The sequence below is a fragment of the Rhodococcus sp. LMD genome (assembly GCF_056108245.1).
This window is the reverse complement of sequence record NZ_CM148557.1, coordinates 4,267,452-4,291,618: the sequence shown is the minus strand read 5'-3', so window position 1 is coordinate 4,291,618 and position 24,167 is coordinate 4,267,452. Positions and strand designations below refer to the sequence as shown.

The window sequence follows — 24,167 nt, the reverse complement described above, 5'->3', positions numbered from 1 at the left end:
CGGGCCGACGCACTCGACGCGACGGCTCGGGTCAGCTGGACGGTTCGCTCGCCGGGTGGGCCGGCAGGTGCGTCGCGGCCCAGCTGGCGAGCAGCTTGAGCCGGTCCTCGGAGTCGGTTGCGGGTTCGGCGGTGTAGATGGTCAGGTCCAGGACCCAGTCGTCGTCCGCGGCCAGATCGAGGGAGTGGTAGACGAGGTCGAGCGTTCCGACCACGGGATGGTTGAACTGCTTGTTCCCGGCGTGGTGGATGCGGACGTTGTGGGCCGCCCACCGGGTGCGGAATTCCTCACTGAGCGTGGACAGTTCGCCGACGAGCTGGCGCAGGTCCTTGTTGTGGGGATCGCGGCCGGCTTCGGCGCGCAGCAGCGCCACGGTGACGCTGGCGGCGCCGTCCCAGTCCGGGAAGTAGTCCTGGGCGCCCGGGTCGAGGAACTGGAACCGGGCGATGTTGGCGGGTCTGCGGTCGTCGGTGAACAGCGGCGAGTACAGGGCACGGCCGAGCGCGTTGGTGGCGAGGATGTCCATGCGTCCGTTGCGGACGAATGCGGCGGAGGCGGTCATCGAGTCGAGCATCCACTGCACCCGCGGCCGCACCTGGGCCTGCTTGCGGGCGCGGGGTGCGCGGTGGGTGGGCCGGGCGGCGCGGGCGAGGTCGAACAGGTAGGTGCGTTCGGCCTCGTCGAGCTGCAGTGCCCGGGCGACCGCCTCGAGGACGTCTTCGGAGACGCCGCCGATGTGACCCTTCTCCAGGCGGGTGTACCACTCGGTGCTCACCCCGGCCAGCACGGCCACCTCCTCGCGCCGCAGCCCGGGGACCCGGCGGCGCCCGCCGCCGGCGGGCAGCCCGACCTGCTGCGGGGTCAGCCGGGCCCGCCGGGTGGCGAGGAAGCTGCGGATGTCGGCGCGGTTGTCCACGCCGTCCACGGTACGTCCGGTGCGTCGCCGAGGGAGGTTGCGCTTGTACCCCCCATGAACGCGACCTCCCGCGCGGGCGGTGCGCGGGGTTTCATGGAAGTCGGCCCGGAGACATGCCGGACCTCGAGTTCGACCATCAAGGAGCACCGTCATGCGAGGAGCAGTTCTGCACGCCCCCGGCGACGTCCGCGTCGAGGAACGCGACCGTCCGTCCCTCGTCGAACCCACCGACGCGATCATCCGGCTGTCCGCGACCTGCGTGTGCGGCTCGGACCTGTGGCCCTATCGCGGGGTCGAGACCTACGACGGCCCGATCCCCATGGGCCACGAGTACGTCGGCGTCGTCGAGGAGATCGGCGAGGACGTCACCAGCATCGAGGTCGGCGACTTCGTCGTCGGGTCGTTCTTCGCGTCCGACAACACCTGCGAGATCTGCCGCGCCGGCTATCAGAGTTCGTGCGTCCACCGGGTGATCATGGGCATGCTCGGGTCCCAGGCCGAGTTCCTGCGGGTTCCGCTCGCGGACGGGACGCTGGTGGCCACACCGGGCATGCCCGACCCCGACCTGATCCCGTCGCTGCTGGCTGCCTCGGACGTCCTCGGCACCGGATGGTTCGGTGCGGTCGCCGCCGAAGCCGGACCGGGCAAGACCGTCGCGGTCGTCGGCGATGGCGCCGTCGGCCTGCTCGCGGTGCTCGCGGCGAAGCAGCTGGGTGCCGAGCGGATCATCGCGATGAGCCGCCACGAACCGCGCCAGCGGCTGGCCCGCGAGTTCGGTGCCACCGACATCGTCGTCGAGCGCGGCGACGCGGGCGTCGCCCGGGTCAAGGAGCTCACCGGCGGGCTGGGGGCACACTCGGTGATCGAGGCCGTCGGCACCCAGGAGTCGATGATGCAGGCCATCCGGTCCACTCGGCCCGGCGGGCACGTCGGCTACGTCGGCGTCGCGCACGACGTGCAGCTGCCCGGCGACGAGCTGTTCTTCTCCCACGTGCACCTGCACGGCGGTCCGGCCCCGGTCCGGCAGTACCTGCCCGAGCTGATCGACCTGATCTGGAATCGAACGATCGATCCGGGCAAGGTGTTCGACCTCGAGTTGCCCCTCGGGAAGGCCGCCGAAGGCTACAAGGCCATGGACGAGCGAAGCGCCATCAAGGTCCTGCTCCGCCCCTGACCTCGACCGCCACCGACCGGCGGCCACCACCTCGAGTCTGCCGCACGGCCGACTCACGACTCATCAGGAGCCGTTCGCTCATGCCTGCCTCCCTGACCTCGGACCGCCACGACGACCGCCGGGTCGCCGTGGTCAAGGTCGGCAGCGTTTCGGGTCCCGGAACCGGGCGTCGGGCGCTGGGCGTCGTGCTGAGCCTGCTCACCGTCTTCGGCCCGATCTCGATGGACCTGTACCTGCCGGTCCTGCCCGCGCTCACCGCCGACCTCGGGGCGAGCACGTCGGCCGCGCAGCTGACCGTCACCGCGTGCCTGCTCGGGCTCGCGCTCGGGCAGGTCGTCGCGGGTCCGCTCTCGGACCGGTTCGGCCGCCGTCGCCCGCTGCTGCTCGGCGTCGCTGCCTACATCGTGGCGTCCGCCTGGTGCGCGGTGAGCCCGACCATCGAGATGCTCGTCGCGGCGCGCCTGGTTCAGGGGTTGACCGGCGCGGTCGGCATCGTCATCGCCCAGGCCGCCGGCCGGGATCTGTATTCCGGCGCCCGGCTGCTGCGCTACTACGGCCGGCTGACGATCCTCGGCGGCCTGGCCGCTATCGTCGGCCCGGTCATCGGTGGACAGCTGGCGACGGTCACCGACTGGCGGGGCACCTTCGTGTTCCTGGCCGTCGTGGGTGTGGTCATCCTCGTCGCGAGTGCCGTTGTGCTGCGTGAGACGCTGCCGTCCGGCAGCCGGCGAACCGGTGGCGTGGCCGACACCGGGCGAGTGTTCCGCCGGTTGCTGGCCGACCGGGTGTTCCTCGGCGCAGTCCTCGTCACGGGGTTCGTCAACGCCGCACTGTTCGCCTATCTCAGCGGCGCCACCTTCGTGCTCCAGGGCATCTACGGCCTGTCACCGCAGGGCTATTCGTACGCTTTCGGTCTGAACTCGTTGGGATTCATGGTCTTCGGCTTCCTCGCCGGACGCACCGCGGAGCGGTGGTCCGTCCGGGGCACCCTGGTCGCCGGTCTGATCATGGTGGTGGCCGGCGCCGGTGGGGTGTTGCTCACCGCCGCTGCGGATCTGCCCCTGACCGCGATGGTCGTCTCACTGCTCATGATGGTCAGTGGGGTGGCGGTCGCGACACCGCCGTCGACTTCCCTTGCACTGGAAAACTATCCCGACGTCGCCGGTTCGGCCGCCTCACTGCTCGGGCTGGCCCGCTTCGCATTCGGCGGCCTCACCGCACCCCTCGTCGGCCTCGCCGGTCCGGGGACCGCGGTGCCGCTGGGCGTCGTCACCGTCACCGCGGCCCTGCTCGGGGTCGGCGGCTACGTCCTGCTCCGCCGACCGGCAGCCGACGTGCCGGAACGCGCTGCGTTCACCTGACCCTTCAGCCTGCCCGGCGTCACCGCGATCCTCAGCCCGGGACTACAACCCTGTGCCGTCCCGCGACACCTGAGCGCGTACCGAGACGCACTCGAACAACCCACCTATGGAGGCCCGGTGAACACGCGCAGCCGTCGCCGGGACGTTTTCATCTTCGGGCTGGTCATCGTCATTCTCGCGGTGACGACATACCTGGACCCGCCGTACGCGTAACCGCCGGCCTATCGAGCAGGTCGGTGATCGGCACCCGAGGGCGCGACGTGAGGCGTAGGAGAATTGGAAAGCTCGGCCGCGAAAGAGTCTCGGTTGGTGCACACCAGTGTCGACTCTTTGCCTGAGCGTCACCCCGACTGACGTCAGATCCACCGCTTGTACTGCTCCACCGGCATCAACTTCGGGAAGAACTCACGTCGCAGATCCTTGATCAACGATGCATAGTTCGAGTCTTCAGTCTTTGCGGCGATGTCCAAACAGTGGAACGCGGCATTCAACGGATCAGGCTTCACCGCTGTGGAAACAACGTGCATCCCCCGTAGAGCGGCAGATACCTCGGCATTCTCGACATCATTGCCGGTGACGGTCGTGTCGATAGCCGGATCGTCGTCGAATGCCTGCCGCAGTGCCTGGGACTCGTGTTCCCCGAAAGGGTGCGGTAATGGCTCGTCCCGATCCAAGGCGGCCAGTGCCGGGCGAATCCATTCGATCTCTGCGATGCCTGCAGTGGTATATACCCGGCGTGCTGCCCAGGCCGCGATGCGACGCAGTTTCGGGGACCGAGCACGGGTGATCGCATCGGCCAGGGGGCGGTCGAGACCGGCGATGCCCATCGCGTAGTAGTTGGCGCGGAGCTTGTCCGATGGCGGCCGCCCACCCCATCGGATGGCTTCGTCCTTCGCCCACTGGGCCATCCGGTCGTATCCGTACTTGACATAGAGAGTGGCGTCGCCAGCCGGATCGGGATCCCACCAGTTGCGCTCGGGATGGGTGACGATGCTCTGGTCCCACGCGGCATCGCACTTGTGCAACCGCGCCATCTCTCGCGGTTGCGTCGTCTGCCAAACCTGAACCAGGTAGTCTTCCGTCGGTTCGGTGACGGATTGCCCGGTGTAGGAATCACGTCCGCGGCCGAAAACCCGGAATCGATGCGGACCTCGTTTGATCGGCAGTTTCCGGAAGTCCGGAGCTTTCATTCCTTCCAGGGTGAGCACGTGTGCCGAGGCGGTGAACTCGACTGTGGCTTCCTCAATGACGCCCCATCCTTCGATACCGACCGGGGCCTCGGGTTCGCTGTCGAGGACATCGACGGTCAACCGGACCGGTCCCGAGGCGATGCCGGTCATAACCGTAGCGAAATTCGGGCCAACTTCGATGACGCTGCCGGTTTCCTCCGGCAGGTACGTTTCTCCGGTGGGTGTGCCGAGCACGAATTGGTGGTGGTCCGCGATGACGATTCCGTGTTGGATCACGACGAGACCGTATCGCGGGTGGTGACGCCCACGATTCAGGCGAGGTGTACTCGTTGCACCGTATTTCGTGACGATGGATCGACCAGCCACATCCCACCTGCGACGATCCACATTCGTCCTTCGCCGTCGTACGACACCTCCGGGTACGGCGAGAAGACAGCCAGACGGCACTTCAATGCAAAGGTGACCGGGTCGAGCACCGACAGCAGGCAGTGCCAATCACTGAGGGGGTTCGGTTCGACACTCAGGTCACCCCCGGGATGCACGACCCATACCCACGGCCCGGCCGTTCCGCCCACAGATCCCCTGATCGGAACACTCTCGACCTCACCGGCTGTCAGATCCGGCCGGATCGGTACCTGTCGTCCTCGCGGGTCGACCAATCGTCGCGGATCGTTCCCGACGAAGAACGTGCCCGTCAGCCGGGTGAGCGGGGGGCCGAGTCGGGTGTGCCCGTCCGCATCGATGACGAACAGCCTCGAGAAGTCGCCGTCGGTATCGGTGTCCGTTCCGGGGTGCAGCACACCCATAAATCCGTCTCTGCCAGGGTCCACGGCGCCAATCCGGCCGTCGAGCGGCTCGAGCTCCTGATGCCGTCCACCGGGCCACTGCAGGCTCACCGAGGTGTGCTCGCCGGTGCGTCGCCATGACAGCAACACTCCGTTGTATGCGGCAGAGCCGATGATTGGTTGCTCGTCGATCCGGACGACGGATCCGTCGAGACTGCAGCGGAAGATTCCGTCCCGTCCGACCACCCAACATCCATCGTCGTCGGCATGTACCCAGCGGGGGCGGTGTGCACGCCCGGCCAGAATCGCACCCGGAAAGCGGTATTCGCGCACAGTGCTCGGTTCTCGCAGTCGGATCACGGTGGGCAGTTCGCGATCGACCACCCACACATCACGGTCATGGGCGGACACTGCGGCCGGGACGATGGTCGGCCGTACCGGTGGTGGCGGCACATCGTCGAGATCGAGGTCGACCAGCACCCCGCATTCGCGAACCGCGTCCTCCGCGGGTGACTCGGCTGCCGTCGGGTTGGTGTCGTCGCGGAACACTCCGGTCGCCGCCTCCACTTCCCGGAATGTCCGGGTGCCGGGGATCGGGATCCACCGTGGGTGACGTTTCGGTTCGGTGGGAGGTTGTTCGAGCATCTGGTAACTGTCGGAGACCACTCGTGCTCGAAGGATCCGGCCCGTGGCGGAGCCGGTGGTGGCATAGCCGAGATCCCCGAACAACCGGCCGGTCAGTCGCTGCCTGCCGACCGTGGGGCGTCGGCTGTACCAGGTGGCCGTCCACCCGTCACCGCGTAGGAACAGTCGCCATTCCCACCACCGTTCCTCATCGGGAAATGCCGGCGAGGGAGCGGGTTGTCGTAGCGGGACACCGTCGTCGAGTGGTTCGACGTCGACCTCGACGGTGACGATGCTCGGATCTCCTGCGTCCGGTGGTGTCTCGGCGAACAGCAAGCAGTACTGTCCGATCTCCCCGACTTCAGGTGGCGCGACCTCTCCATCGCAGATCGCCAGCTCTGTCACCAGCACCGACAGCGTCCGGTGCGGACGGACGGGCCCACGTGATGTCGGCATGCGGCCAGTGTGCCATCACACCCAGGGCCCGGACCGCAACGAACGAGGCGCTTCGGATCGAACTCCCTGAGCCGCAACAGCTCACTACCCCTCCACGTCGTCCTCAGTGGCAGGTTCCGCGTGTCCGGCAGGGTCGAAAATTCTCCCACTACTGAGTGTTGTCACCTACCAGTACTCAGTGTTACTTTGTACCGGTAGTCAGCGACACCAGGTACCGGGAGAGAGTGATGGGTAAGCAGGCGACCGAGATGCTCAAGGGAGTCCTCGAGGGCATCGTGCTCGCGATCCTCGCGACACGGCCCGCCTACGGGTACGAGATCACCACACAGTTACGCGAGCAGGGCTTCACGGACATCGCGGAGGGCACCGTCTACGCCCTACTCGTCCGGGTCGAGCAGCGAGACCTCGTCGACGTGGAAAAGGTTCCATCCGAGAAGGGCCCGCCGCGCAAGGTGTACACCCTCAACGCGCGGGGGCGAGACCAACTCAGCGAATTCTGGAGGAACTGGAGCTTCCTCGCAGAACGTATCGAACAGCTGCACGAAGGAGAGAAGTGATCATGGCCGCCAGATGGATCGAATTCCTCACCGGATCACTCGAGCAGAAGAAGCAGTTCAGGCGGTACAAGGCCCGGATCGAGAAGCTGCCGGAACCCTACGCAAGCACCGCGAAGGCCTTCCAGCGGTACCTCACCTACTACGGTGGCCTCACCGACGGCGGCACCCTCGTGACGATGCTCGGCGACTCCGCCGACCTGTGGGAGCGCGCCGCGGCCGACGGAACTCCGCTCCGGGAGATCGTCGGCGAAGACCCCGTCGAGTTCGCCGAGACGTTCGCGCAGGCCTACACCGGCGCGCAGTGGATCGACAAGGAGCGTGCTCGATTCACCAAGGCGATCGAGGACGCCGAACGTAAGGAGCAGCGATGACCACCGCGATCAGCGTCAAGGGCGTCGAGAAGTCGTACGAGCAGTTGCACGTGTTGCGCGGCGTCGACTTCGAGGTCGAGGCGGGCAGCATCTTCGCGTTGCTCGGCTCGAACGGCGCCGGCAAGACCACGCTCGTGAAGATCCTCGCCACGCTGCTGAAATCGGACGCCGGGCAAGCCGCCGTCGCCGGCTTCGACGTTGTCGACGACGCCGCCGACGTACGCGAATCGATCAGCCTCACCGGCCAGTTCGCCGCCGTGGACGAGATTCTCAGCGGCCGGGAAAACCTCGTGCTGATTGCCAAACTGCGCCATCTACCCGATCCGCGGGTGGTGGCCGACCAGCTGCTCGAGCGCTTCTCACTGACAGCAGCCGGGGACCGAAGGGTCTCGACGTACTCGGGAGGCATGCGCCGGCGCCTCGACATCGCGATGAGCCTCATCGGCAACCCGCCGATCGTGTTCCTCGACGAACCCACCACCGGGCTCGATCCGCAAGCGCGCATGGAGGTGTGGCAGGTCGTTCGAGACCTCGCCGCACGCGGCACGACCGTCCTCCTGACCACGCAGTACCTGGAGGAGGCCGAGCAGCTCGCCGACCGGATTGCGATCCTGCACGAGGGCCGGATCATCGTCGACGGCACCCTCCCCGAACTCAAGCGCCTGCTTCCCCCCTCGAAGGTGGAATACGTCGAGAAGCAGCCCACCCTCGAAGAGGTCTTCCTCAGCATCGTCGGTGGCGGCGCCGGCGTCGAAAATCCCAGTGCCACAGATGGAAAGGAACCGAAATGACCACCCATGTCGTCGCCGACACCGCGGCCCTCACCGGACGATCCCTGCGCCACATCACCCGCAGCCCCGACACCATCATCACGACCGCGGTCACGCCGGTGGCCATCATGTTGCTGTTCGTGTTCGTCCTCGGCGGCGCCATCGACACCGGCGCCGGAACGGGCACAGCCGCGTACGTGAGCTACCTGCTGCCCGGCATCCTGCTCATCACCGTCGCCTCGGGTGTTGCGTACACCTCGGTGCGACTGTTCAACGACCTGCAGGGCGGCATCGTGGAACGATTCCAGTCGATGCCGATCTCCCGGTCCTCGGTGTTGTGGTCACACGTCCTGACCTCACTGGTCGCCAACCTGACCGCACTGGCCATCGTCGTCGGGTTCGCCGTCCTCATGGGGTTCCGTTCCGGGGCAAACATCCTCGAATGGCTCACGGTCGCCGCAATCCTCACCCTGTTCACGCTGGCGCTGACCTGGCTCGCGGTCATCGCCGGCCTGTCGGCGAGCACCGTCGACGGCGCGGGGGCATTTGCCTACCCGCTCATCTTCCTGCCGTTCGTCAGCTCCGCCTTCGTGCCCACCGAGTCGATGCCGGGCCCGGTGCGGGCATTCGCCGACAACCAGCCCGTGACGTCGATCGTGAACGCGGTCCGCGACCTGCTCACAGGCCAGCCAGTGGCCGGCGACCTGTGGGTGGCCCTCGCCTGGTGTGCCGGCATCCTGGTCGCCTCGTACACCGCAGCGGTCATGATCTACCGACGCAAATTCTCCTGACCTTCATCACGGCGGAACAGTTGCAGCACGCCCCCCTGACCCTCTCCACCTGACGCCGCAACTCTCCAGACGGCTCGACCAGCCCAGATCGACGATCGAATCGCCGCGCTGCCCGCGGTCCAGAGAGCGGATCCGCATCTTCCGCCGCCCGCGCGCGAGGTGTTCTCGCACTCACTCAGCCTGCTCGAGGCGGAAAGGACGTGGCTCGCAGCGCGAGTCCGGGTACCCGATGACGGAGAAGACTGATTTCAAGAGGACCCTCGACGCCTATCAGGCACGACGGGGCAAGTTCCGCCTGGTCGACGTACCGACGATGCAATACCTCATGATCGATGGCCGTGGCGACCCCAATACCTCGCCCGACTTCGACCGGGCAGTCCGCGCTCTGTACCCCGTGGCGTACAAGCTGAAGTTCGCCAGCAAGCGCGATCTGGACCAGGACTACGTCGTTCCGCCACTCGAGGGATTGTGGTGGGCGGACGACATGGATGCGTTTACCGCGGCGCGGGACAAATCACGATGGGACTGGACCATGATGATAATGACGCCGGACTGGATCGACCACGCGATGTTCGCCTCGGCCGTCGAACGCGCCGGGGCCGGGAATCGCCCCCAGGGCCTCGACGACGTCCGCCTCGAGACGCTTCGCGAAGGCCGATGCGTGCAGACACTGCACGTCGGACCCTTCGACGACGAAGCTGACGTACTCGCGCAACTTCACGAAGAGTTCGTCCCGGACAACGAATTGCGCCTGACCGGAAAGCATCACGAGATCTATCTCACCGACTTCCGCAGGACCGCGCCCGACCGACTGCGCACCATACTCCGACAGCCGGTCGCCCCAATCCTCTGACACCGAACGAGAGCACGATCTCGTCGAGTCCGGTCAGCCGGCGCTGCCGCCGGTGCCACTCCGGCATCGGTCGGCGATGAACCGGAGGCGGCGCTTCCGGCCTGCACGTGGGAGGAGGTCGCCTGACGCTCGTTCGTCCACAACGATTCGGCAATAACTTGTGCGGCGTCGCGATGAGTTTCGCCCTCCGGGGCAGTCTGATCTGCATGGGCAAACTCATCTATGGCTTCAACGTGTCGGTGGACGGGTACATCGCCGATGCGCAAGGAAACATCGACTGGAGCGATCCGAGCGAAGAACTGCACCAGTACTGGAACGACTTCGAGCGGGAGACCGCCCTGTCGTTCTACGGGCGGCGGCTCTACGAACTGATGGCCGCGTACTGGCCGACTGCCGACAAGGCCCCGGACGCCACCCCTCTGATCGTCGACTTCGCCCGCATCTGGCGCGACATGCCCAAGGTCGTGTTCTCGCACACCCTGGAGTCCGTCGAGTGGAACTCCCGCCTGGAACGCGGTGACCCGGTCGAGGTGGTGACGAAGCTGAAAGCCGAAACCGACGGGACGCTGGAGGTGGCCGGCGCGACGCTGGCCGCACCGATCGTGCAGGCGGGACTGGTAGACGAATACCGGCTCGTGGTCGCCCCCACCGCCGTGGGTGGCGGCACCCCGTTCTTCCCGACACTGCCGTCATGGATCTCGCTGCGACTGTTGGAGAACCGCACCTTCCCGGGTGGCACGGTCCTGCTGCGCTACGAGGCGAAACACGACTGATCGGCCATACACCGCCAGGCGAGGTGCGGATGCACTACGCGATACACGACTCGAGCGGCCCGCAATTACTGCTGCTGGACGGCGGCCGCGCGGAGTTACGAGAACGCTCTGGCGAAGTCGTTCTTCCAGAGCCTGAAAGACCGCTACGCCAGTCCGATCGGCGAGCCTCGGCGGGCCGGTGGACGCGAGGTCAGCGGGCGAGGGTCAGATGTTCACGAGCGTCGAGTCCGCCGGCGCCTCGGCACTCGGCCGATCCATCGCCGTGGCGATCCGCAGCACGACGAGGCCGGCGGCTGTGACGACTGCACCCATCCAGATCGGGGAGGTGAAGCCCAGGCCGGCTGCGATGGTCAGTCCGCCGAGCCAGGCACCGAGGGCGTTGCCCACGTTGAAGGCGGCGATGTTGGCGCCGGAGGCCATGGTGGGGGCGGCGGAGGCGTAGTTCATGATTCGCATCTGCAGGCCGGGAACTGTCGCAAAACCGAAGGCGCCCATGAGGAACAGCGAGACGATCGTCATGGTCCGGTTGTCGGCGGTGGCGGCGAAGACGACCAGGGCGGCGGTCACCAGGACGAGGATCCAGGTCAGCGCCGGGGTGAGGGCTCGGTCGGCTGCCTTGCCGCCCAGGTAGTTTCCGACGAACAGGCCGGAGCCGAAGACGATGAGCAGCCACGGCACGCTGGACGTGGCGAAACCGCTGACCTCGGTCAGGGTGAAGGCGATGTAGGTGAAGGCGCCGAACATGCCGCCGTAGCCGAGGACGGTCAGCGCGATCGAGAACCAGACCTGCTTGTTGCGGAACGCGTGGAGCTCGCCGCGCAGGCCGCCGTTCGTGGCGGCAGGGGGAGTGGCCGGCACCAGAGCGGTGATGCCGACGAGCGCCGCCACGCCGATTGCGGTGATCGCCCAGAAGGTCGAGCGCCACCCCAGTTGCTGACCGAGCAGGGTGCCGAACGGAACTCCGAGGACGTTGGCGATGGTGAGGCCGGCGAACATGATGGCGATGGCGCCGGCGCGCTTGGAGGGTGCGACCATGTCCGCAGCCACGACCGATCCGATGCCGAAGAACGCGCCGTGGCACAGGGCCGCGACGATGCGTCCGCCCATCATGACCTCGTACGACGGAGCGAGGGCCGACAGCAGGTTGCCGACGATGAACAGCACCATCAGGGACAGCAGGGCCCGTTTCCGGTCGAAGCGGGTGAGGGCGGCGGTGAGCAGGATCGCGCCGAGGGCGACCGAGAGCGCGTACCCGGAGATGAGGTAGCCGGCGACGGACTCGCTCACGGCGAAGTCCGCAGCGACCTCCGGTAGTAATCCCATGATCACGAATTCGGTGAGGCCGATCCCGAATCCGCCCATGGCGAGGGCGATGAGGCCTGAAGGCACGTCGAGTTCCTTTCGAAGGTCTGCGCGTCAGCGCATAGAGCGCGTGTGCAGTAGTTGCAGACGCCTTATAAATAGTTGCACGCGCTCTATACATGCGCAAGCGGGTAGTATCGGGGAGGGCAGGAAGCAAGGAGGCGACGTGGGCATTGCGGACGACGCGGTGGAGATCCGCGCGCAAGGTTGGCGCACGCTGGCCGCACTGCACGGGGCACTCGACACCGAGCTCGAACGTGCCCTCCAGCAGCAGCACCAGCTCTCGGTGGTCGAGTACACCGTGCTCGACGCGCTGAGCCGGCAGGACGGCTGGCACATGCGGATGGCGCAGCTCGCCCGTGCGGCCGCGTTGAGCAGCAGTGCGACGACCCGGCTCGTCAATCGTCTCGAGAAGCGCGGGTTGCTCACGCGGATCCTGTGCGAGGACGATCGCCGCGGCATCTACACCGAACTGACCGCCGCCGGGCGCGAACTGCTCGACAGTGCGCGTCCGACGCACGATGCCACGCTCGAAGCCGCCCTCGGCGAGGCGTGCGAGATCCCGGAGCTGGCGCCGTTGGTGCGCGCATTGCACGAGCTGCCGCCGAGTCCGCGCTGATCCCGGTGCTGTAGACCCGGCACTGGGGATCCGTGCCGGTGCGCGTCGCCGGATCGAGTACACGTGTTCGGGCGCGGCAGAGAAGATTTCGGGACGGCAAAGCAGACGGAGACCCTTCGGGTCCCTGACTCGTCGGCCCCTTCCCCAAGCAAACCCACGGACCATACCCCGATACCGCGTCTCGGCCAGCACGTGTGGCCGCCTGCCGAAAAGGCAAGCGGCTGAGCTGGACCCGGTCGGACGTGTCGACCCGTGCTCGATCGGGTGCCCGGTGCCGTTCACCGGGACGAAGGATGCCGGATGCGGTTGGTTAGCGTCGGACCCGCACGGAAAACGACGTGACCGCGTGCGCCTCGGTCACCGGAACGGCCCTCGCACGCACGCAGGGAAACACCGATGGCCCCGGACCCGGCGGTCGGGTGCGGGGCGGGGTGCAGATCAGGTCGTCGGCGGGCTCGCGCAGGTCAGCGCAGCGGACGACGCCACGTCGGGGCGTGTGGCACGCGGCCACTTGCGGGGATACGCGCCGGGAATCGGCATGTGGATACAATCCACCTCACGGTGCATGACAGCTCCATCTGTCGTGTGCCCAGACCCCGGTTCGGTGTTGGCGCACCGGCCGGGGTCGCCCCGTTTTCGGGGTCGGTGCAGCGATGGTGGCACGCGGCTCGCGGGTGCGTCAACCGATCCGGTACAGACGCCAGGTCGGCTGGTTGTCGCCGTCGTTGGGGATCTCCAGATCGAGGGTTGCGATGTCGGCGCCGTTCTCGAAAACGGTGGGGTAGCGGCGGTTCACCGCATCCGACACGCCGCGGCCCTCGTTCGGCACGGTCAGCAGGTAGCGCACGCCGTTCGCCGCGGGATCGTTGAGGATGCGGGTGAAGTCGGCGTCGGAGGGGACGACGAACTGCTCGGGCCGGTCGGTGGCGGTGAGCACCGCGAACCCGTACACGGTGTCCATCACCACCGAGCCGTCGGGCAGGTCGAGGTCGTCGAGATAGTCGGCGACGCGGCGTTCCGTGCCGAACGAGGCGATGATCCGGTTCTCCTGGTCCCGCAGCTCCGACGTGTCGTCCGGGTCGGGAAACAGCACGGTGCGCAGCGCATGCTGCTCCTGCGAGAGGTTCGCATCGCCCATCGCGACGAACGTGACCGGCACCGACACCGCGAGCGCGAGCGCCCCGACCGGCGCGAGGGAGCCTCGGTCCTGCGGGCGCACGGTCGCGTGGGCGCCGAGCCGGCGCGCCCGCAGCTGCCCGCGACGGGGCGCGAGCTGCACCACCCACATCGCCGCCAGCGGCACCGCGGCCAGGTAGAACCGCAGGAACGGGAACGTCATGCCCCGGAAGTACGACAGGGCCGCGAACGCCAGCACCGCCCCCAGCATCACGAACGGCACGACCGGCTCGAAGTCCCGGCGGCGCCACGCCAGCACCGCGACGACCGGCGCGAGCAGCGGCAGCGCCGGCCCCAGCACCAGGATCTCGGCGACGGAGAACGCCAGCGCCGCCAGACCCCCGGCCGAACCGCCGCCGCTCTGCTCGAGGATCGCCGCGTTACCGTACGACGACGAGAACTGCTGCAGCGCTTCGCCGGTGATCAGCCAGCTCGTCGCCGCCCACACCAGGAACGACAACGCCACCGGCGACGCGACGAGGATCGCGTCGAGCAGCGCCGGACGCCACCCGCCCGTGCGCCACCGCGTCACCGCGACGACGAGGACGGTGACGGCCGCGCCGACGGCGAGCGCGTCGTACCGCGCCAGATACGCCAGGCCCACGGCGATCCCGGCGACGGCGAGGTCGTGCACGTCGTCGGTGCTGATCCACCGCACCAACCGGCGCGTCGCCCAGCACAGCAGCATCAGGAACGGCGCCTCGCTCATGCCGTTGGCGCCGTAGTACACGATCATCGGGTTCAGCGCGAACAGCGCCGTCACCGTCCACACCAGCCACGGCGACGCGCCGCGGTCGCGGGCGAACAGGTGCACCTGGGTGACCGCCCCGGCCATGAACGGCGCCGACAGCGCCACCGCCGTGATGCCCCACCGGGTCAGCGCGGGCCACCAGTCCGACAGCGCCACCAGCGGCAGCTGCAGCAGCGCCGTGAGGGGAGTGAACACGAACCCGATCGCCGCCAGGTGCGGGTCGCGGCTGTGCAGGGCGCTGCGCGCGGCCGCCACGCGGCTGAGCGAATCGCCTTGGAAATAGGCCACATCCAGCGCCAGGTACAGGCCCACCGCGGCGTACAGCAGGCAGGACAGCCAGAACACCCGGGCGGCGCTGCTCCTCATGAGGACAGCCCGTGGAAGGTCTTCTCCCAGTAGGAGGGATTGCGGATCAGCTGGTAGGTGCCCTTGATCGCGGCGACCGACATCATCAGCCAGTACAGCGGCACCGTCAGGCACGCGAGCCACAGCGCCGAGTTGCCGGTCTCCCGGCACGCGACCAGGTTCATGTACAGCACCGCGGAGTTACCGAACACCAGGGAGATCAGCGCGGGGAAGTACACGTACCAGGGGAAGATCTCCTCGACCAGGAACGGCTGGCCCAGCAGCCACGAGATGGTGATCAGCCAGAACACCATGTTCAGGCACGCGATGATCGGCGTCCCGGCGAGCAGGGTCGTGAACCGGAGCATCCCCACGGTGCCGATGCCCCGCCACAGTTGTACGGGCCGGCGCACGTGCACCAGCCACGTCTGCAGATAGCCCTTGTACCAGCGGGAACGCTGCCGGATCCAGTTGATCGGATCGCTGTTGGCCTCCTCGAGCGTCGTCGAGTCCAATACGGCCGTACGGTAGCCCGACTCGGCGATGCGCACCCCCAGGTCGGCGTCCTCGGTGACGTTGTACGGATCCCACGCGCCGATCTCGTCGAACACGCTGCACCGGATGTGGTTCGACGTACCGCCCAGCGGAATCGGCGAATTCGAGCGCATGAGCCCGGGCAGCACGAAGTTGAACCACAGCGCGTAGTCGGCGGTGAACCACCCGGTGAGCATGTTCTGGGTGCCGTTGTGGAACGCCAGCTTCGCCTGCACGCACGCGACGTCGTCGCCGAGCCGGTCGAACGCCACCGCCACCCGCCGCAACTGCAACGGATCGGGCAGATCCTCGGCGTCGAAGATGGTGACGACGTCGCCGGTGGCGAAGTGCAGCCCGTAGTTGCACGCCTTCGGCTTGGTCCGGGGATCCGCCGCCGGCACCAGCAGGATCTCCACGATCTCGCCGAGGCCCGCCTCCCGCGCCGCGGCGATGGTGACGGCGTCGTCCTCCTCGAGCAGCAGCAGCACCTGCAGCTTCCCGGCCGGATAGTCGATCGCGGTCATCGCCGCGATCAGATCGCCCACCACCTCCGGCTCGTTGTAGGCCGGCACCAGCACCGTGTACGTCGGCAGGTCCTGCTCGGGCACGGCCCGGGCCTCGTCGTCGTCGACGGTGAAGATCGCGTCGCGCGCCAGGCCGCGGGAGAACAGCAGCAGCCGGTCGGCGAGGGTGGCGATGTACCCGGCCGTGCACACCGCCGTGAGCACGGTCAGCGTCGGGATCGTCGCGAACACCAGCGCCAGGATCACCACCGCGACCAGGCCCAGCGTCAGCCACTTCTGCCACGGCACGAACGCCACCGACGCCGACGACAGCGGCCGCTTCTCCCGCAGCCCGTACACCGCGTCGTGCAGCGCCGCGGCCTTGAACTCGTCGTCGACTAGATGCCGCGCCACTGCGCCTCCACCAGTTCACGGCCCACCTCGGTGAGCATGTCCAGGTCCTTGTACTCGGGGTCGGAATCCTCCACCGACGCCCGGCCGCGCAGGAACACCGACAGCAACGCGCTCGCGTTCGACGCCATGTTCGGGGTGGGCTGGGGGAACGGGGCGTCGAGCTCGTGATTGTCGACGGTCAGCAGGCTCACCCGCTGCGCGAGGGCGTCGCCGCGCGTCCACACGAAACTCATCAGGCTCCACGTCAGCAGCAGCTCGTCGTCGACGACGGTGAAGAAGTCGGCCTGCACCCCCCGGCCGAGGTCCACCCGGATCTTCGGGCTCACCCGCGCCTGCCCGAGGTCGTAACTGGTGTGGACCGGATACACCTCGAACACCCCCACCCGCCGCACCTGCAGGGTCTGCACCGCGACGGTCCGCGGGCGCGAGAGCCGGTCCCAGTCGGCGCGCGGCTCGACGGCGCGGATCATCTGCCGGCGCAGCTGCGCCGTCGACCCGAAATACCGTCGCGGCCAGTCGTAGTCGACGGACCCGATCTGATACCAGCCGACGGGGACGACCTGGCTGACAGTGCCGCTCGGCGGCGGACCCACGGACACGGGCGTGAGCTGCTGATCGGGCAGCGGCGCCGCGGCCAGCACGACGGTCGCGGGCACGATGAGCAGCAGCGTGCGGGCCGCCTCCCGCGGCGACACCGGGTTCGGCGGCAGGGTCCGCGGCGCGAGGCCCCGGTACCGGTACAGGTAGAACGCGGCGCCGACGACGACCGCGGCCACCGCCGACGGCACGATCTGCGCGACGGCGACCCGCGCATCCGGGTAGCGGGTGGTCACCACGACCAGCAGCGCCAGGCCGAGCAGCATCGTCGCGCCGAAGCCGATCAGCGCGCGGCGCCGGGTGCGGCCGACCGCGACGGCGATCGCGACCGAACCCAGCAGCACCATCAGGAACCCGGCGGCAAACTTGCTGCCCCCGAGCTGCACGAGCATCGCCCGGTAGGCCAGCGGCGAGGTGCCCACCAGCAGCAGCCACACCGGCCAGTAGCGGGAGGTCACCCGCAGCCCGAACAGCAGCACACACATGCCGATCACGAACAGCCACGCGGACAGCACGTCCAGGTGCATCATCTGGTAGTTCGGCCCGTACCGCGGCAGCAGCAGCCACTTGACGGCGATCGCGATGAGCAGGACGGCACCGCCGACGATCCGGTCGGTCTGCCGGTCGTGGATCGGCAGCTCGCCGCGCCGGCGCCGGGTGACGCCCTCGGCGGCCAGCACCGCGAACGGCGGCACCAGCGCCACGTAGCCGCCGCCGGTGCCGCGGGCGACCTCCTCGGACAGCGCCAGCCACGTGGTCCGGTAGCCGATCAGGGTCGCGGCGACGATGATCGCCCAGCGGGCGCTGGTGTGCGCGAACAGTGCGGCGCGCTCGGTGGTCGTCACGGTGCTCATGGCGGGTCCGATCAGTGCGGGCGCGGCCGGCCGCGACGCCATCGCAGCGCGCCGATCACAGCCGCGGCGAGGCCGGCGGCAAGGACGATGCCACCCCCGACGAGCACCCACGTCGTCGAGACGCCGAGGGACTGCTGCGAGGTGGACTCGGTGGCCGGGTCGGTGAGCGCGAGTTCGACGGGGTCGCGGTCCGCGGTGGTGAACAGCACGTCGCCGTCGAGCTCGGCCCAGCGTTGCGGTTGCGCGGCGAGCCAGCCGAGGGTGCGGTCGAGTTCGGCGGGCACGTCGGTGGCGGCGGCGACGAGGACGGCGCGCTCGCCGTCGCGCGCCACCTGCAGCGACGCGAACTCGACATCGGTCGGGAAGGTGACGGAGGTGGCGTCGCCGGTGGCCGGGTCGACGAGGTCGAGGGTGCGGCCCTGCGTGCCGGCCAGCGGCAGCTCGAGCTGCTCGGGGACGCGGCCGTCCGCGGCGACGACGATCGCGGGGGTGCTGCCGGTGGCGGCCTCGTCGAGGCTCACCCACTCGGGGTCGAGCGGCACCGACGTCAGACCCTGCAGGCCGGCCACGAGCGCGACGGCCCGGGCGGTGTCGGCGATCCCGGCCTCGGTGGCGGCGACGTTCACCTTCGGCAGCAGCGCCTGCGGCAGCGACCGGAACCCGCCGGGCTGCGGCGGATCGGCGGGTTCGGTGGTGACGCGGCTGCCGGCGTCGACGGTCAGCGTCATCGGCTGCTGCAGGCCGCACTGGTGGGTGCCGCCGGTGGAGCGCAGCGACACCACCACGTCGGTGACCCGGCCGAGCACGGTGTCGGGCACGGTGATCCACCGATCCAGCCGGCCCGTCGCGTCGGCGGGCCACGAGTCGACGACCGTGTCGCCGACCGTCACCGACACCAGGCCGCCCTCGGTCGTGGGCAGCGGGGTGTAGGAGCCCTGCAGGTTGATCCGCAGATTGTGGGACGGCCGTCCCAGACGGGTCTGGTCGATGCCGAGCGGTACCTCCACCACGCCGACGCCGGTGTCGGTGAGGCCCCCGAGACCCAGTTCGGCGAGGGTCGTCGCGTCGGGGGACAGCCGCGGCGGCAGACCCAGCGTGCCGACGGTGGCGGCCGAGGCCACCGCGACCGACGAGATGTCGCTCGTGACGAGGCGGGCCTGGTTGCGCAGCGCGTCGGCGTTGCCCGTCACCGCCAGGGCGGGGACGCCGCCGGGCACGTCGACGAGGGCGGCGGCACCGGCGCCGTCGGTTTCGACGATCGCGATCTGCCGGGTGAACGGCCCGGCCGGGGCGGGTGGCACCGCGTCGTCGCCGGGCAGGGTCTGCACCGTCACCCGCAGCGGCCGGCCCGTGTACTGGGCGGTGACGGCCGCGGTGAGATCGAGCGCGGTGGCCGACTCGGCGGGGGTGGGGTCGGCGGGCAGCGACAGTTCCAGCGACTCGAGGATCGGCGGCAGGAAGTCGGCGACCACGGCCGGCGGGGTCGGGGCCCCGGTGTAGCGGACGCGCCCGTCGCGCAGCACCACCGACCGATCCGTCCAGTCCTCGGGGCAGATGCCGTCGAACGGCAGCAGGTGGACGGTGAGGGTGACGGTGACGGCCCGGTCCACGACCGGCGCCGCCTCCAGGGGCAGCGAGACCGGCACCAGGGTTCCGGCGGCGGGCAGGTCGATGCGGGCCAGCAGCAGGCCCTGCGACTGGACGTCGATCCAGCCGCGGGAGACGTTGGCGGGCATCTGCACCGTCGTGTCGAACGCGGCGGGCCGCAGCCCGTCCGGCACCGGGACGGTGAGGGTCGCGGTGTCGCTGTGGCCGCGGAAGGCGACGGTGTCGCCGAATCCCAGGGTCTGCGTGCCGAAGACGACGTCGCCGGGCGGGTCGACGGGGTCCTGCGCGGCGGCAGGAGCTGCGGCCAGCACGGTCAGCGCGGCGAGGGCGGGAACGAGGAGTGCGTGTCCGGCACGGCGAATTGTCTGGGTCGGCACGTCGGGGACTTTACGGTTGATCGGTACGAAATGTGGGACAAGTGGAGCAACATCGCGCTTGGGCGTGTTTCTGACGGAGACCTACGACAGCAGGTCTCGTGTCTTCTTGCGGAGGCATTCGTAAGGTGCTCGACCGGCCAGGGCACGGTGGACTCGATCGTAGTTGTAGTGGCCCCACACTGTTGGAGGCGCTCGGCGACCAGGTTCGCGTCATAGATGACCTCACCCCCGAGGAGTCGGTAGAACTCGTCGGAATCGACGCGGTGAGAACTCTTGACCGTCTCATTTGAGACTGGGTGGCAACATTTCGGCTAGTCTCACCGAAATGAAGTGGGGTCGAACCGGTTTCCGGGCAGTATTGGGCGCCGCGCTGTGTTCGTTTCTCGTGATCTCCGGTTGCTCGGGCAAACCCGAGGTCGAGAAGATCGAGGTCTCGCCGGAACAGCAGACGACGTGGCGTTCTGTCGATGGCGGCGTGACGGTCGAAATTCCAGGCTCCTCGGTCGACTCGGACGGCGAGCTGCGCATCGACGCGGCCACCACGCCGGACGGCCGCAGCGGTTGGTCGATCGAACTCGACGGGGCCGAGCTGACCGGTGACGCTACCCTGCGTTTTCCGGTGGGCGAACTCGAACCAGGTGAACCGGTTCCGACGGTCACCTATGCCGAGAGCCCGGAGTCCGAACCGACCGTGGCTACCGCCGTGCGCTATGAAAACGGCGAAATCATCGTCACGACCGATCATTTCTCGTTCTGGCTGGTCGACCGCTGGAACGACGTGCGCGCGTCGGCGGCTACGTGGCTGCGCGGACGATTCGACGACATCGCGAGCCTCGGATACGGGTCACCGCCCACATGCCCCGGCGAGAACGAGGTCCGTAAGGCAGGCTTCGATGTGACCAGCGATCAGGGCAAGCGCGTGTACTGGTGTCTCGGCCAGGACAAGGAGTCGCCGCTGTTGAAGGCGGTGAATGCGCGCGGTTACGGCGTCTCGGTGGAATACACTCCCGGCCTGGAGTTCACCGGCACGGACCGTAAGGACTGGATCGGGCACGCCGCCGACTTGCTACGTCCCGCACCGAGCCGATTGGGCAATCGCGTCGAGCTGCTACCCGCGGGCAGTGAGATCGAGTTCGACCTCGTCGGGCGCCGGGCATCCGACGGGGTGATGATCAAGCCGGACCCGGCGAGCTACCTGCTGACTGCGCTCGACTTCGGCGTCGGCACCTACGCGATGGCGATCGAGCGGGTGGGCGGGCGCGCCGGCGCCGAGAAGTTCCTCGAGGCGATGAAGGGCGCTACCTGCTTGAGCTCGTTCAGCAAACTGGCGGCCTCGGATCCCGCCGGTGCGGGCGAGCTGACGCAGTTCTTCGCCACCGCATTGAACATGGCGCTGGACTGTGCCGAACTTGCACTCGAGGAAGCGGATCTGGGCCCGATCCTGTCGACCATCGTAGCCCCGGTCCTGTGGGTGGTGGACGGGGTGCGCACCGTCATCGATGGCATTGTCGGCGCGGTGGAAGGCATAGATCACAACGGCTACCAAATCATCGTGAGCCGTCCGGTGGCAGACACGGAGGTCATCGATGTCGTTGCCGTCGACCGCACCGGTACCCCACTGCCCGGGTGGAGCGCGCGCAACCCGCGACGGACGGTCATCGACTGCCAGTACCCCTATCCGTCGGTATCCTCGCGCGGCGCCGATATCGTGTCCTGCGGTTCCACTGCAGACAGCGCACACACCTGCTGGATCCATCCAGACCGCAGATCTCTGACCTGCGGGATCGACGTATGGAAGCAGGAGTTCTTACAGTACCGGCTCGAAGAGCCCCTCGGCCCAGTGCCTGCCGCGACAGATGTGGCGCCCGAGTGGATCGAACTCGACGACGGCACCCACTGCTTCCGCAGACACGGCGGCGCGTGGGGCGGGCGAGCCGACGGTATGGTCGGCGCGTATCACTGCGAAGGCGCGGATTATTACGTCCTCGCCGCAGATGGCCCCGCGGTCGACACCGGAACCCGGCAGTGGACCGTCAAGGTAGGGGGACTAGGCAACCCCGACGAGGTTTTCCCCGCACCGAACGTGGTCGGGGTCGTGCGGGCATACTTCACCACCTCGCCTTAGGCGACGCAATATCGGTCACACTTGCGTCCGCGTTACCCATCGGCGACGAACTTCGTACACACTGGGTGTATGTGGTGGTGGGTTGCGGCGATCCTCGTCGCCTGGCTGATCGTCTCGGTGGCGATCGGCCTGGTGCTGGGCAAGGTGCTGCGCGTGGCCGACACCGAGGAATCCCTCGTCGAGATCCAGCGCGCCGAGCGCGAACGCGACCGTCACAGCGCCCAGTCCTGACCCGCGGAACGGCCCCGACCGGCACAAGATCATTTGTACTCGCGAGTAACTATCTATCGGACTAGTGTCTCTGTGTCGCCTTCCTGTCCCCCCTGCGAAGGCGACAACTCGCGAGCCGGTTACCCCCCATCACCGGCTCGCGTCGAGGCCCCGCCGATTCGCCACCACGGTCGGCGGGGCCTCACCTTCTTCGAGCGGCCGGCCGATACGCTCGGGCGGTGACCGAGCCGCGCACCGCCCCCCGCATCACCATCACCTACTGCACGCAGTGCAACTGGCTGCTGCGCGCCGGGTGGATGGCGCAGGAACTGCTCAACACCTTCGGTACCGATCTCGGCGAGGTCGCGCTCGTGCCCGGCACCGGCGGGATCTTCGTCGTCACCGCCGGCGACCGGACGGTGTGGGACCGCAAGACCGACGGCGGCTTCCCCGACATCGTCACGCTCAAGCAGCGGGTGCGCGACGTCGTCGATCCCGAGCGGGATCTCGGGCACGCGGACCGGGGGAGTGGACAGTAGCGCAGCGCCGTCAGCCTGCAGACCGCTGCCGGAAGGGATGCTACGAGACGGGTCAATTGGGACCTATGCGCATCACACGTAGCAGTTAGTCGGCACGTCGGATTGCTTCTGGTCGCCGACCCTCGAGAAGGCTCTATCGGTCTACCCGTTTGGCTGGCGGACCATATCTGTTGTGTTGGTAGTGAGCGATTACGGCGGGTCAGCACCGGTCGGCCCCTAAGGGGCTAGGGGTCCCGCCGGTACGTCCTCCGACGGGACCTTGCTATCCACGCACCGGAGGAGGGTGCTGCGGGAGGGCGAGCACCGCCTAGGGGAAAACCGGACCACCGATGGATCTATCGAGACTTAAGGTCCCCATGTCGCAAGAGAATCTCCAGTATCCGGACTTACATTCCTCGCCGGTAACATGCCGCCCCACCTGCGGTGGTGCAAGATGGCTTAGTTCAAACAACTATTCCCGGGGGGGAATCTTGACGCTGCAGCAACGCTTCGACCCGCGCCTCAATGCGCTCAACGCGATACGTCTCGCGATGGCCCTCGGGGTCATCGTCTGGCATTCGTTCCCGCTCACCGGTCGCGACATCGCGTTCCATCCGCTGCGACAGTTCATCGCCGAAGTCTGGGTCGACGGGTTCTTCGCGATCTCCGGCTTCTTGATCACCGCAAGCTGGATGCGGCGTCCCCAGGTCCGGGGTTATCTCGTCGCTCGCGCGCTGCGCATCCTCCCGGCCTTCTGGATTTGCCTACTTATCGTCGGCTTCATCGTCGCTCCCATCGGCGTGGCAATGCAGGGAGGCGACGGCCGCGGCCTTCTGCTCTCCACCGCCCCGATCGAGTATGTGCTGTCGAACTCGGCGGTCTGGATCTTCGAACGTGGAGTCGACGGCACTCCGACCGGCGTTCCCTACCCTGGGACATGGAACGGATCGCTATGGACACTCGGGTGGGAAGTCCTCTGCTACCTGGGCGTGCTCGCCCTCGGCATCACCGGGCTACTAAAACGCCGCTGGACTCTGCCGATCGCCTTCGCTGCTTCCTGGGCGCTGCTCGCGGCCACGACCCTCGCCGACATTGGGGGGCACCCTGGGGCGGCCGCACGGTTCTCGATCATGTTCCTTGCAGGCGCCCTCATCTACCAGTTCCAAGGGTTGATCCGGTGCACCTGGCTTCTCACTGCAGCGGCGTTTGGCGTCACGGCGGCCACGATGTTTCTGCCGGACTACCGGCTCCTGGGCGCAGTGTTCTGGGCGTACGTTGTCATTGCCACTGGCGCACTGACCCAACGTGAACGCCTGGTCCTGAAGAACGACATCTCGTACGGCGTCTACATCTACGCCTTTCCGTTCCAGCAGTTGCTCTACATCAAGTTCGGTGCCATACCCACCTTGGCGTTCGCTGTCTTGGCTGCTGTCCCAACCCTGCTTGCAGCGTCGGCCAGCTGGTTCGCGATCGAGAAGCCCGTGATGCGACTGCGGGCTCGTCTCGATCCGGCACCGGCCAAGGTGCCGGCCGCCGCGCTGTAGCGCACCCAG

21 protein-coding genes are annotated in these 24,167 nt (G+C 68.0%); 13 read left to right on the top strand and 8 right to left on the bottom strand.

Translation table 11 applies throughout. The annotated features are described in order from the left end of the window. Positions 1-31: 31 nt before the first annotated feature. Positions 32-925, bottom strand: a complete 894-nt coding sequence (locus ACWPQI_RS19525) for a helix-turn-helix transcriptional regulator (protein ID WP_040270298.1) — start codon at positions 923-925, stop codon at positions 32-34. Between the two features lie 142 nt (positions 926-1,067). On the opposite strand from ACWPQI_RS19525, the gene ACWPQI_RS19520 reads away from it, so the two are divergent. Together ACWPQI_RS19520 and ACWPQI_RS19515 are read left to right on the top strand one after the other, a co-directional pair. Next, on the top strand, positions 1,068-2,090 hold the full coding sequence (locus ACWPQI_RS19520) for a zinc-dependent alcohol dehydrogenase family protein (RefSeq protein ID WP_048774012.1): 1,023 nt from the start codon (positions 1,068-1,070) through the stop codon (positions 2,088-2,090). Between the two features lie 80 nt (positions 2,091-2,170). Further along, positions 2,171-3,451: a multidrug effflux MFS transporter gene (locus tag ACWPQI_RS19515; RefSeq protein ID WP_474738452.1), complete on the top strand. Its 1,281-nt coding sequence runs from the start codon at positions 2,171-2,173 to the stop codon at positions 3,449-3,451. Positions 3,452-3,807: 356 nt separating this feature from the next. Here the strand turns inward: ACWPQI_RS19515 and ACWPQI_RS19510 are convergent, their stop codons facing one another. Further along, complete coding sequence (locus ACWPQI_RS19510) at positions 3,808-4,917, bottom strand: transposase (protein ID WP_474738451.1); 1,110 nt, start codon at positions 4,915-4,917, stop codon at positions 3,808-3,810. 35 nt (positions 4,918-4,952) lie between these two features. After that, positions 4,953-6,506, bottom strand: coding sequence for a hypothetical protein (locus ACWPQI_RS19505; RefSeq protein ID WP_474738450.1), 1,554 nt, complete (start codon positions 6,504-6,506; stop codon positions 4,953-4,955). A 227-nt stretch (positions 6,507-6,733) separates the two neighbouring features. Here ACWPQI_RS19505 and ACWPQI_RS19500 point away from each other — a divergent pair, with 227 nt between their 5' ends. The 6 genes from ACWPQI_RS19500 (at position 6,734) to ACWPQI_RS19475 (ending at position 10,621) form a co-directional block, all read left to right on the top strand. Continuing rightward, positions 6,734-7,063: a PadR family transcriptional regulator gene (locus ACWPQI_RS19500; protein WP_040270325.1), complete on the top strand. Its 330-nt coding sequence runs from the start codon at positions 6,734-6,736 to the stop codon at positions 7,061-7,063. A 2-nt stretch (positions 7,064-7,065) separates the two neighbouring features. Next, positions 7,066-7,434, top strand: coding sequence for a DUF1048 domain-containing protein (locus ACWPQI_RS19495; protein ID WP_040270327.1), 369 nt, complete (start codon positions 7,066-7,068; stop codon positions 7,432-7,434). Beyond that, entirely contained in the window at positions 7,431-8,225 is a 795-nt protein-coding gene (locus ACWPQI_RS19490; RefSeq protein ID WP_059174981.1) for an ABC transporter ATP-binding protein, read from the top strand. The genes ACWPQI_RS19495 and ACWPQI_RS19490 overlap by 4 nt, the downstream gene beginning before the upstream one ends. Continuing rightward, positions 8,222-8,995, top strand: coding sequence for an ABC transporter permease (locus ACWPQI_RS19485; RefSeq protein WP_059174982.1), 774 nt, complete (start codon positions 8,222-8,224; stop codon positions 8,993-8,995). The genes ACWPQI_RS19490 and ACWPQI_RS19485 overlap by 4 nt, the downstream gene beginning before the upstream one ends. A gap of 229 nt (positions 8,996-9,224) precedes the next feature. Continuing rightward, entirely contained in the window at positions 9,225-9,848 is a 624-nt protein-coding gene (locus ACWPQI_RS19480) for a GyrI-like domain-containing protein (protein WP_474738449.1), read from the top strand. A gap of 206 nt (positions 9,849-10,054) precedes the next feature. Then, on the top strand, positions 10,055-10,621 hold the full coding sequence (locus ACWPQI_RS19475) for a dihydrofolate reductase family protein (RefSeq protein WP_474738859.1): 567 nt from the start codon (positions 10,055-10,057) through the stop codon (positions 10,619-10,621). Between the two features lie 204 nt (positions 10,622-10,825). Here ACWPQI_RS19475 and ACWPQI_RS19470 read toward each other — a convergent pair whose 3' ends face one another. After that, on the bottom strand, positions 10,826-12,010 hold the full coding sequence (locus ACWPQI_RS19470; RefSeq protein WP_059174983.1) for an MFS transporter: 1,185 nt from the start codon (positions 12,008-12,010) through the stop codon (positions 10,826-10,828). A 139-nt stretch (positions 12,011-12,149) separates the two neighbouring features. Here ACWPQI_RS19470 and ACWPQI_RS19465 point away from each other — a divergent pair, with 139 nt between their 5' ends. Beyond that, complete coding sequence (locus ACWPQI_RS19465; protein WP_040270333.1) at positions 12,150-12,602, top strand: MarR family winged helix-turn-helix transcriptional regulator; 453 nt, start codon at positions 12,150-12,152, stop codon at positions 12,600-12,602. A 679-nt stretch (positions 12,603-13,281) separates the two neighbouring features. Here ACWPQI_RS19465 and ACWPQI_RS19460 read toward each other — a convergent pair. The 4 genes from ACWPQI_RS19460 to ACWPQI_RS19445 are packed head-to-tail and all read right to left on the bottom strand — an operon-like array spanning position 13,282 to position 19,761. Beyond that, positions 13,282-14,895: an ArnT family glycosyltransferase gene (locus ACWPQI_RS19460; RefSeq protein WP_458602880.1), complete on the bottom strand. Its 1,614-nt coding sequence runs from the start codon at positions 14,893-14,895 to the stop codon at positions 13,282-13,284. Further along, entirely contained in the window at positions 14,892-16,325 is a 1,434-nt protein-coding gene (locus ACWPQI_RS19455) for a glycosyltransferase (RefSeq protein ID WP_059174984.1), read from the bottom strand. Before ACWPQI_RS19455 ends, ACWPQI_RS19460 begins: the two co-directional genes overlap by 4 nt. After that, the gene (locus tag ACWPQI_RS19450) at positions 16,310-17,818 is read right to left on the bottom strand and encodes a hypothetical protein (protein ID WP_474738448.1); all 1,509 of its coding nucleotides are present in this window, start codon (positions 17,816-17,818) and stop codon (positions 16,310-16,312) included. Before ACWPQI_RS19450 ends, ACWPQI_RS19455 begins: the two co-directional genes overlap by 16 nt. Continuing rightward, entirely contained in the window at positions 17,788-19,761 is a 1,974-nt protein-coding gene (locus tag ACWPQI_RS19445; protein ID WP_474738447.1) for a hypothetical protein, read from the bottom strand. Before ACWPQI_RS19445 ends, ACWPQI_RS19450 begins: the two co-directional genes overlap by 31 nt. Positions 19,762-20,086: 325 nt before the next feature. On the opposite strand from ACWPQI_RS19445, the gene ACWPQI_RS19440 reads away from it, so the two are divergent. The 4 genes from ACWPQI_RS19440 (at position 20,087) to ACWPQI_RS19425 (ending at position 24,158) form a co-directional block, all read left to right on the top strand. Beyond that, positions 20,087-21,886, top strand: a complete 1,800-nt coding sequence (locus ACWPQI_RS19440) for a hypothetical protein (RefSeq protein ID WP_234420107.1) — start codon at positions 20,087-20,089, stop codon at positions 21,884-21,886. 69 nt (positions 21,887-21,955) lie between these two features. Continuing rightward, entirely contained in the window at positions 21,956-22,117 is a 162-nt protein-coding gene (locus ACWPQI_RS19435; protein WP_017681462.1) for a hypothetical protein, read from the top strand. Positions 22,118-22,335: 218 nt separating this feature from the next. Further along, positions 22,336-22,635, top strand: coding sequence for an Rdx family protein (locus ACWPQI_RS19430; protein WP_040270341.1), 300 nt, complete (start codon positions 22,336-22,338; stop codon positions 22,633-22,635). A 470-nt stretch (positions 22,636-23,105) separates the two neighbouring features. After that, positions 23,106-24,158, top strand: coding sequence for an acyltransferase family protein (locus ACWPQI_RS19425; protein WP_040270391.1), 1,053 nt, complete (start codon positions 23,106-23,108; stop codon positions 24,156-24,158). The last annotated feature ends 9 nt before the right edge of the window (positions 24,159-24,167 follow it).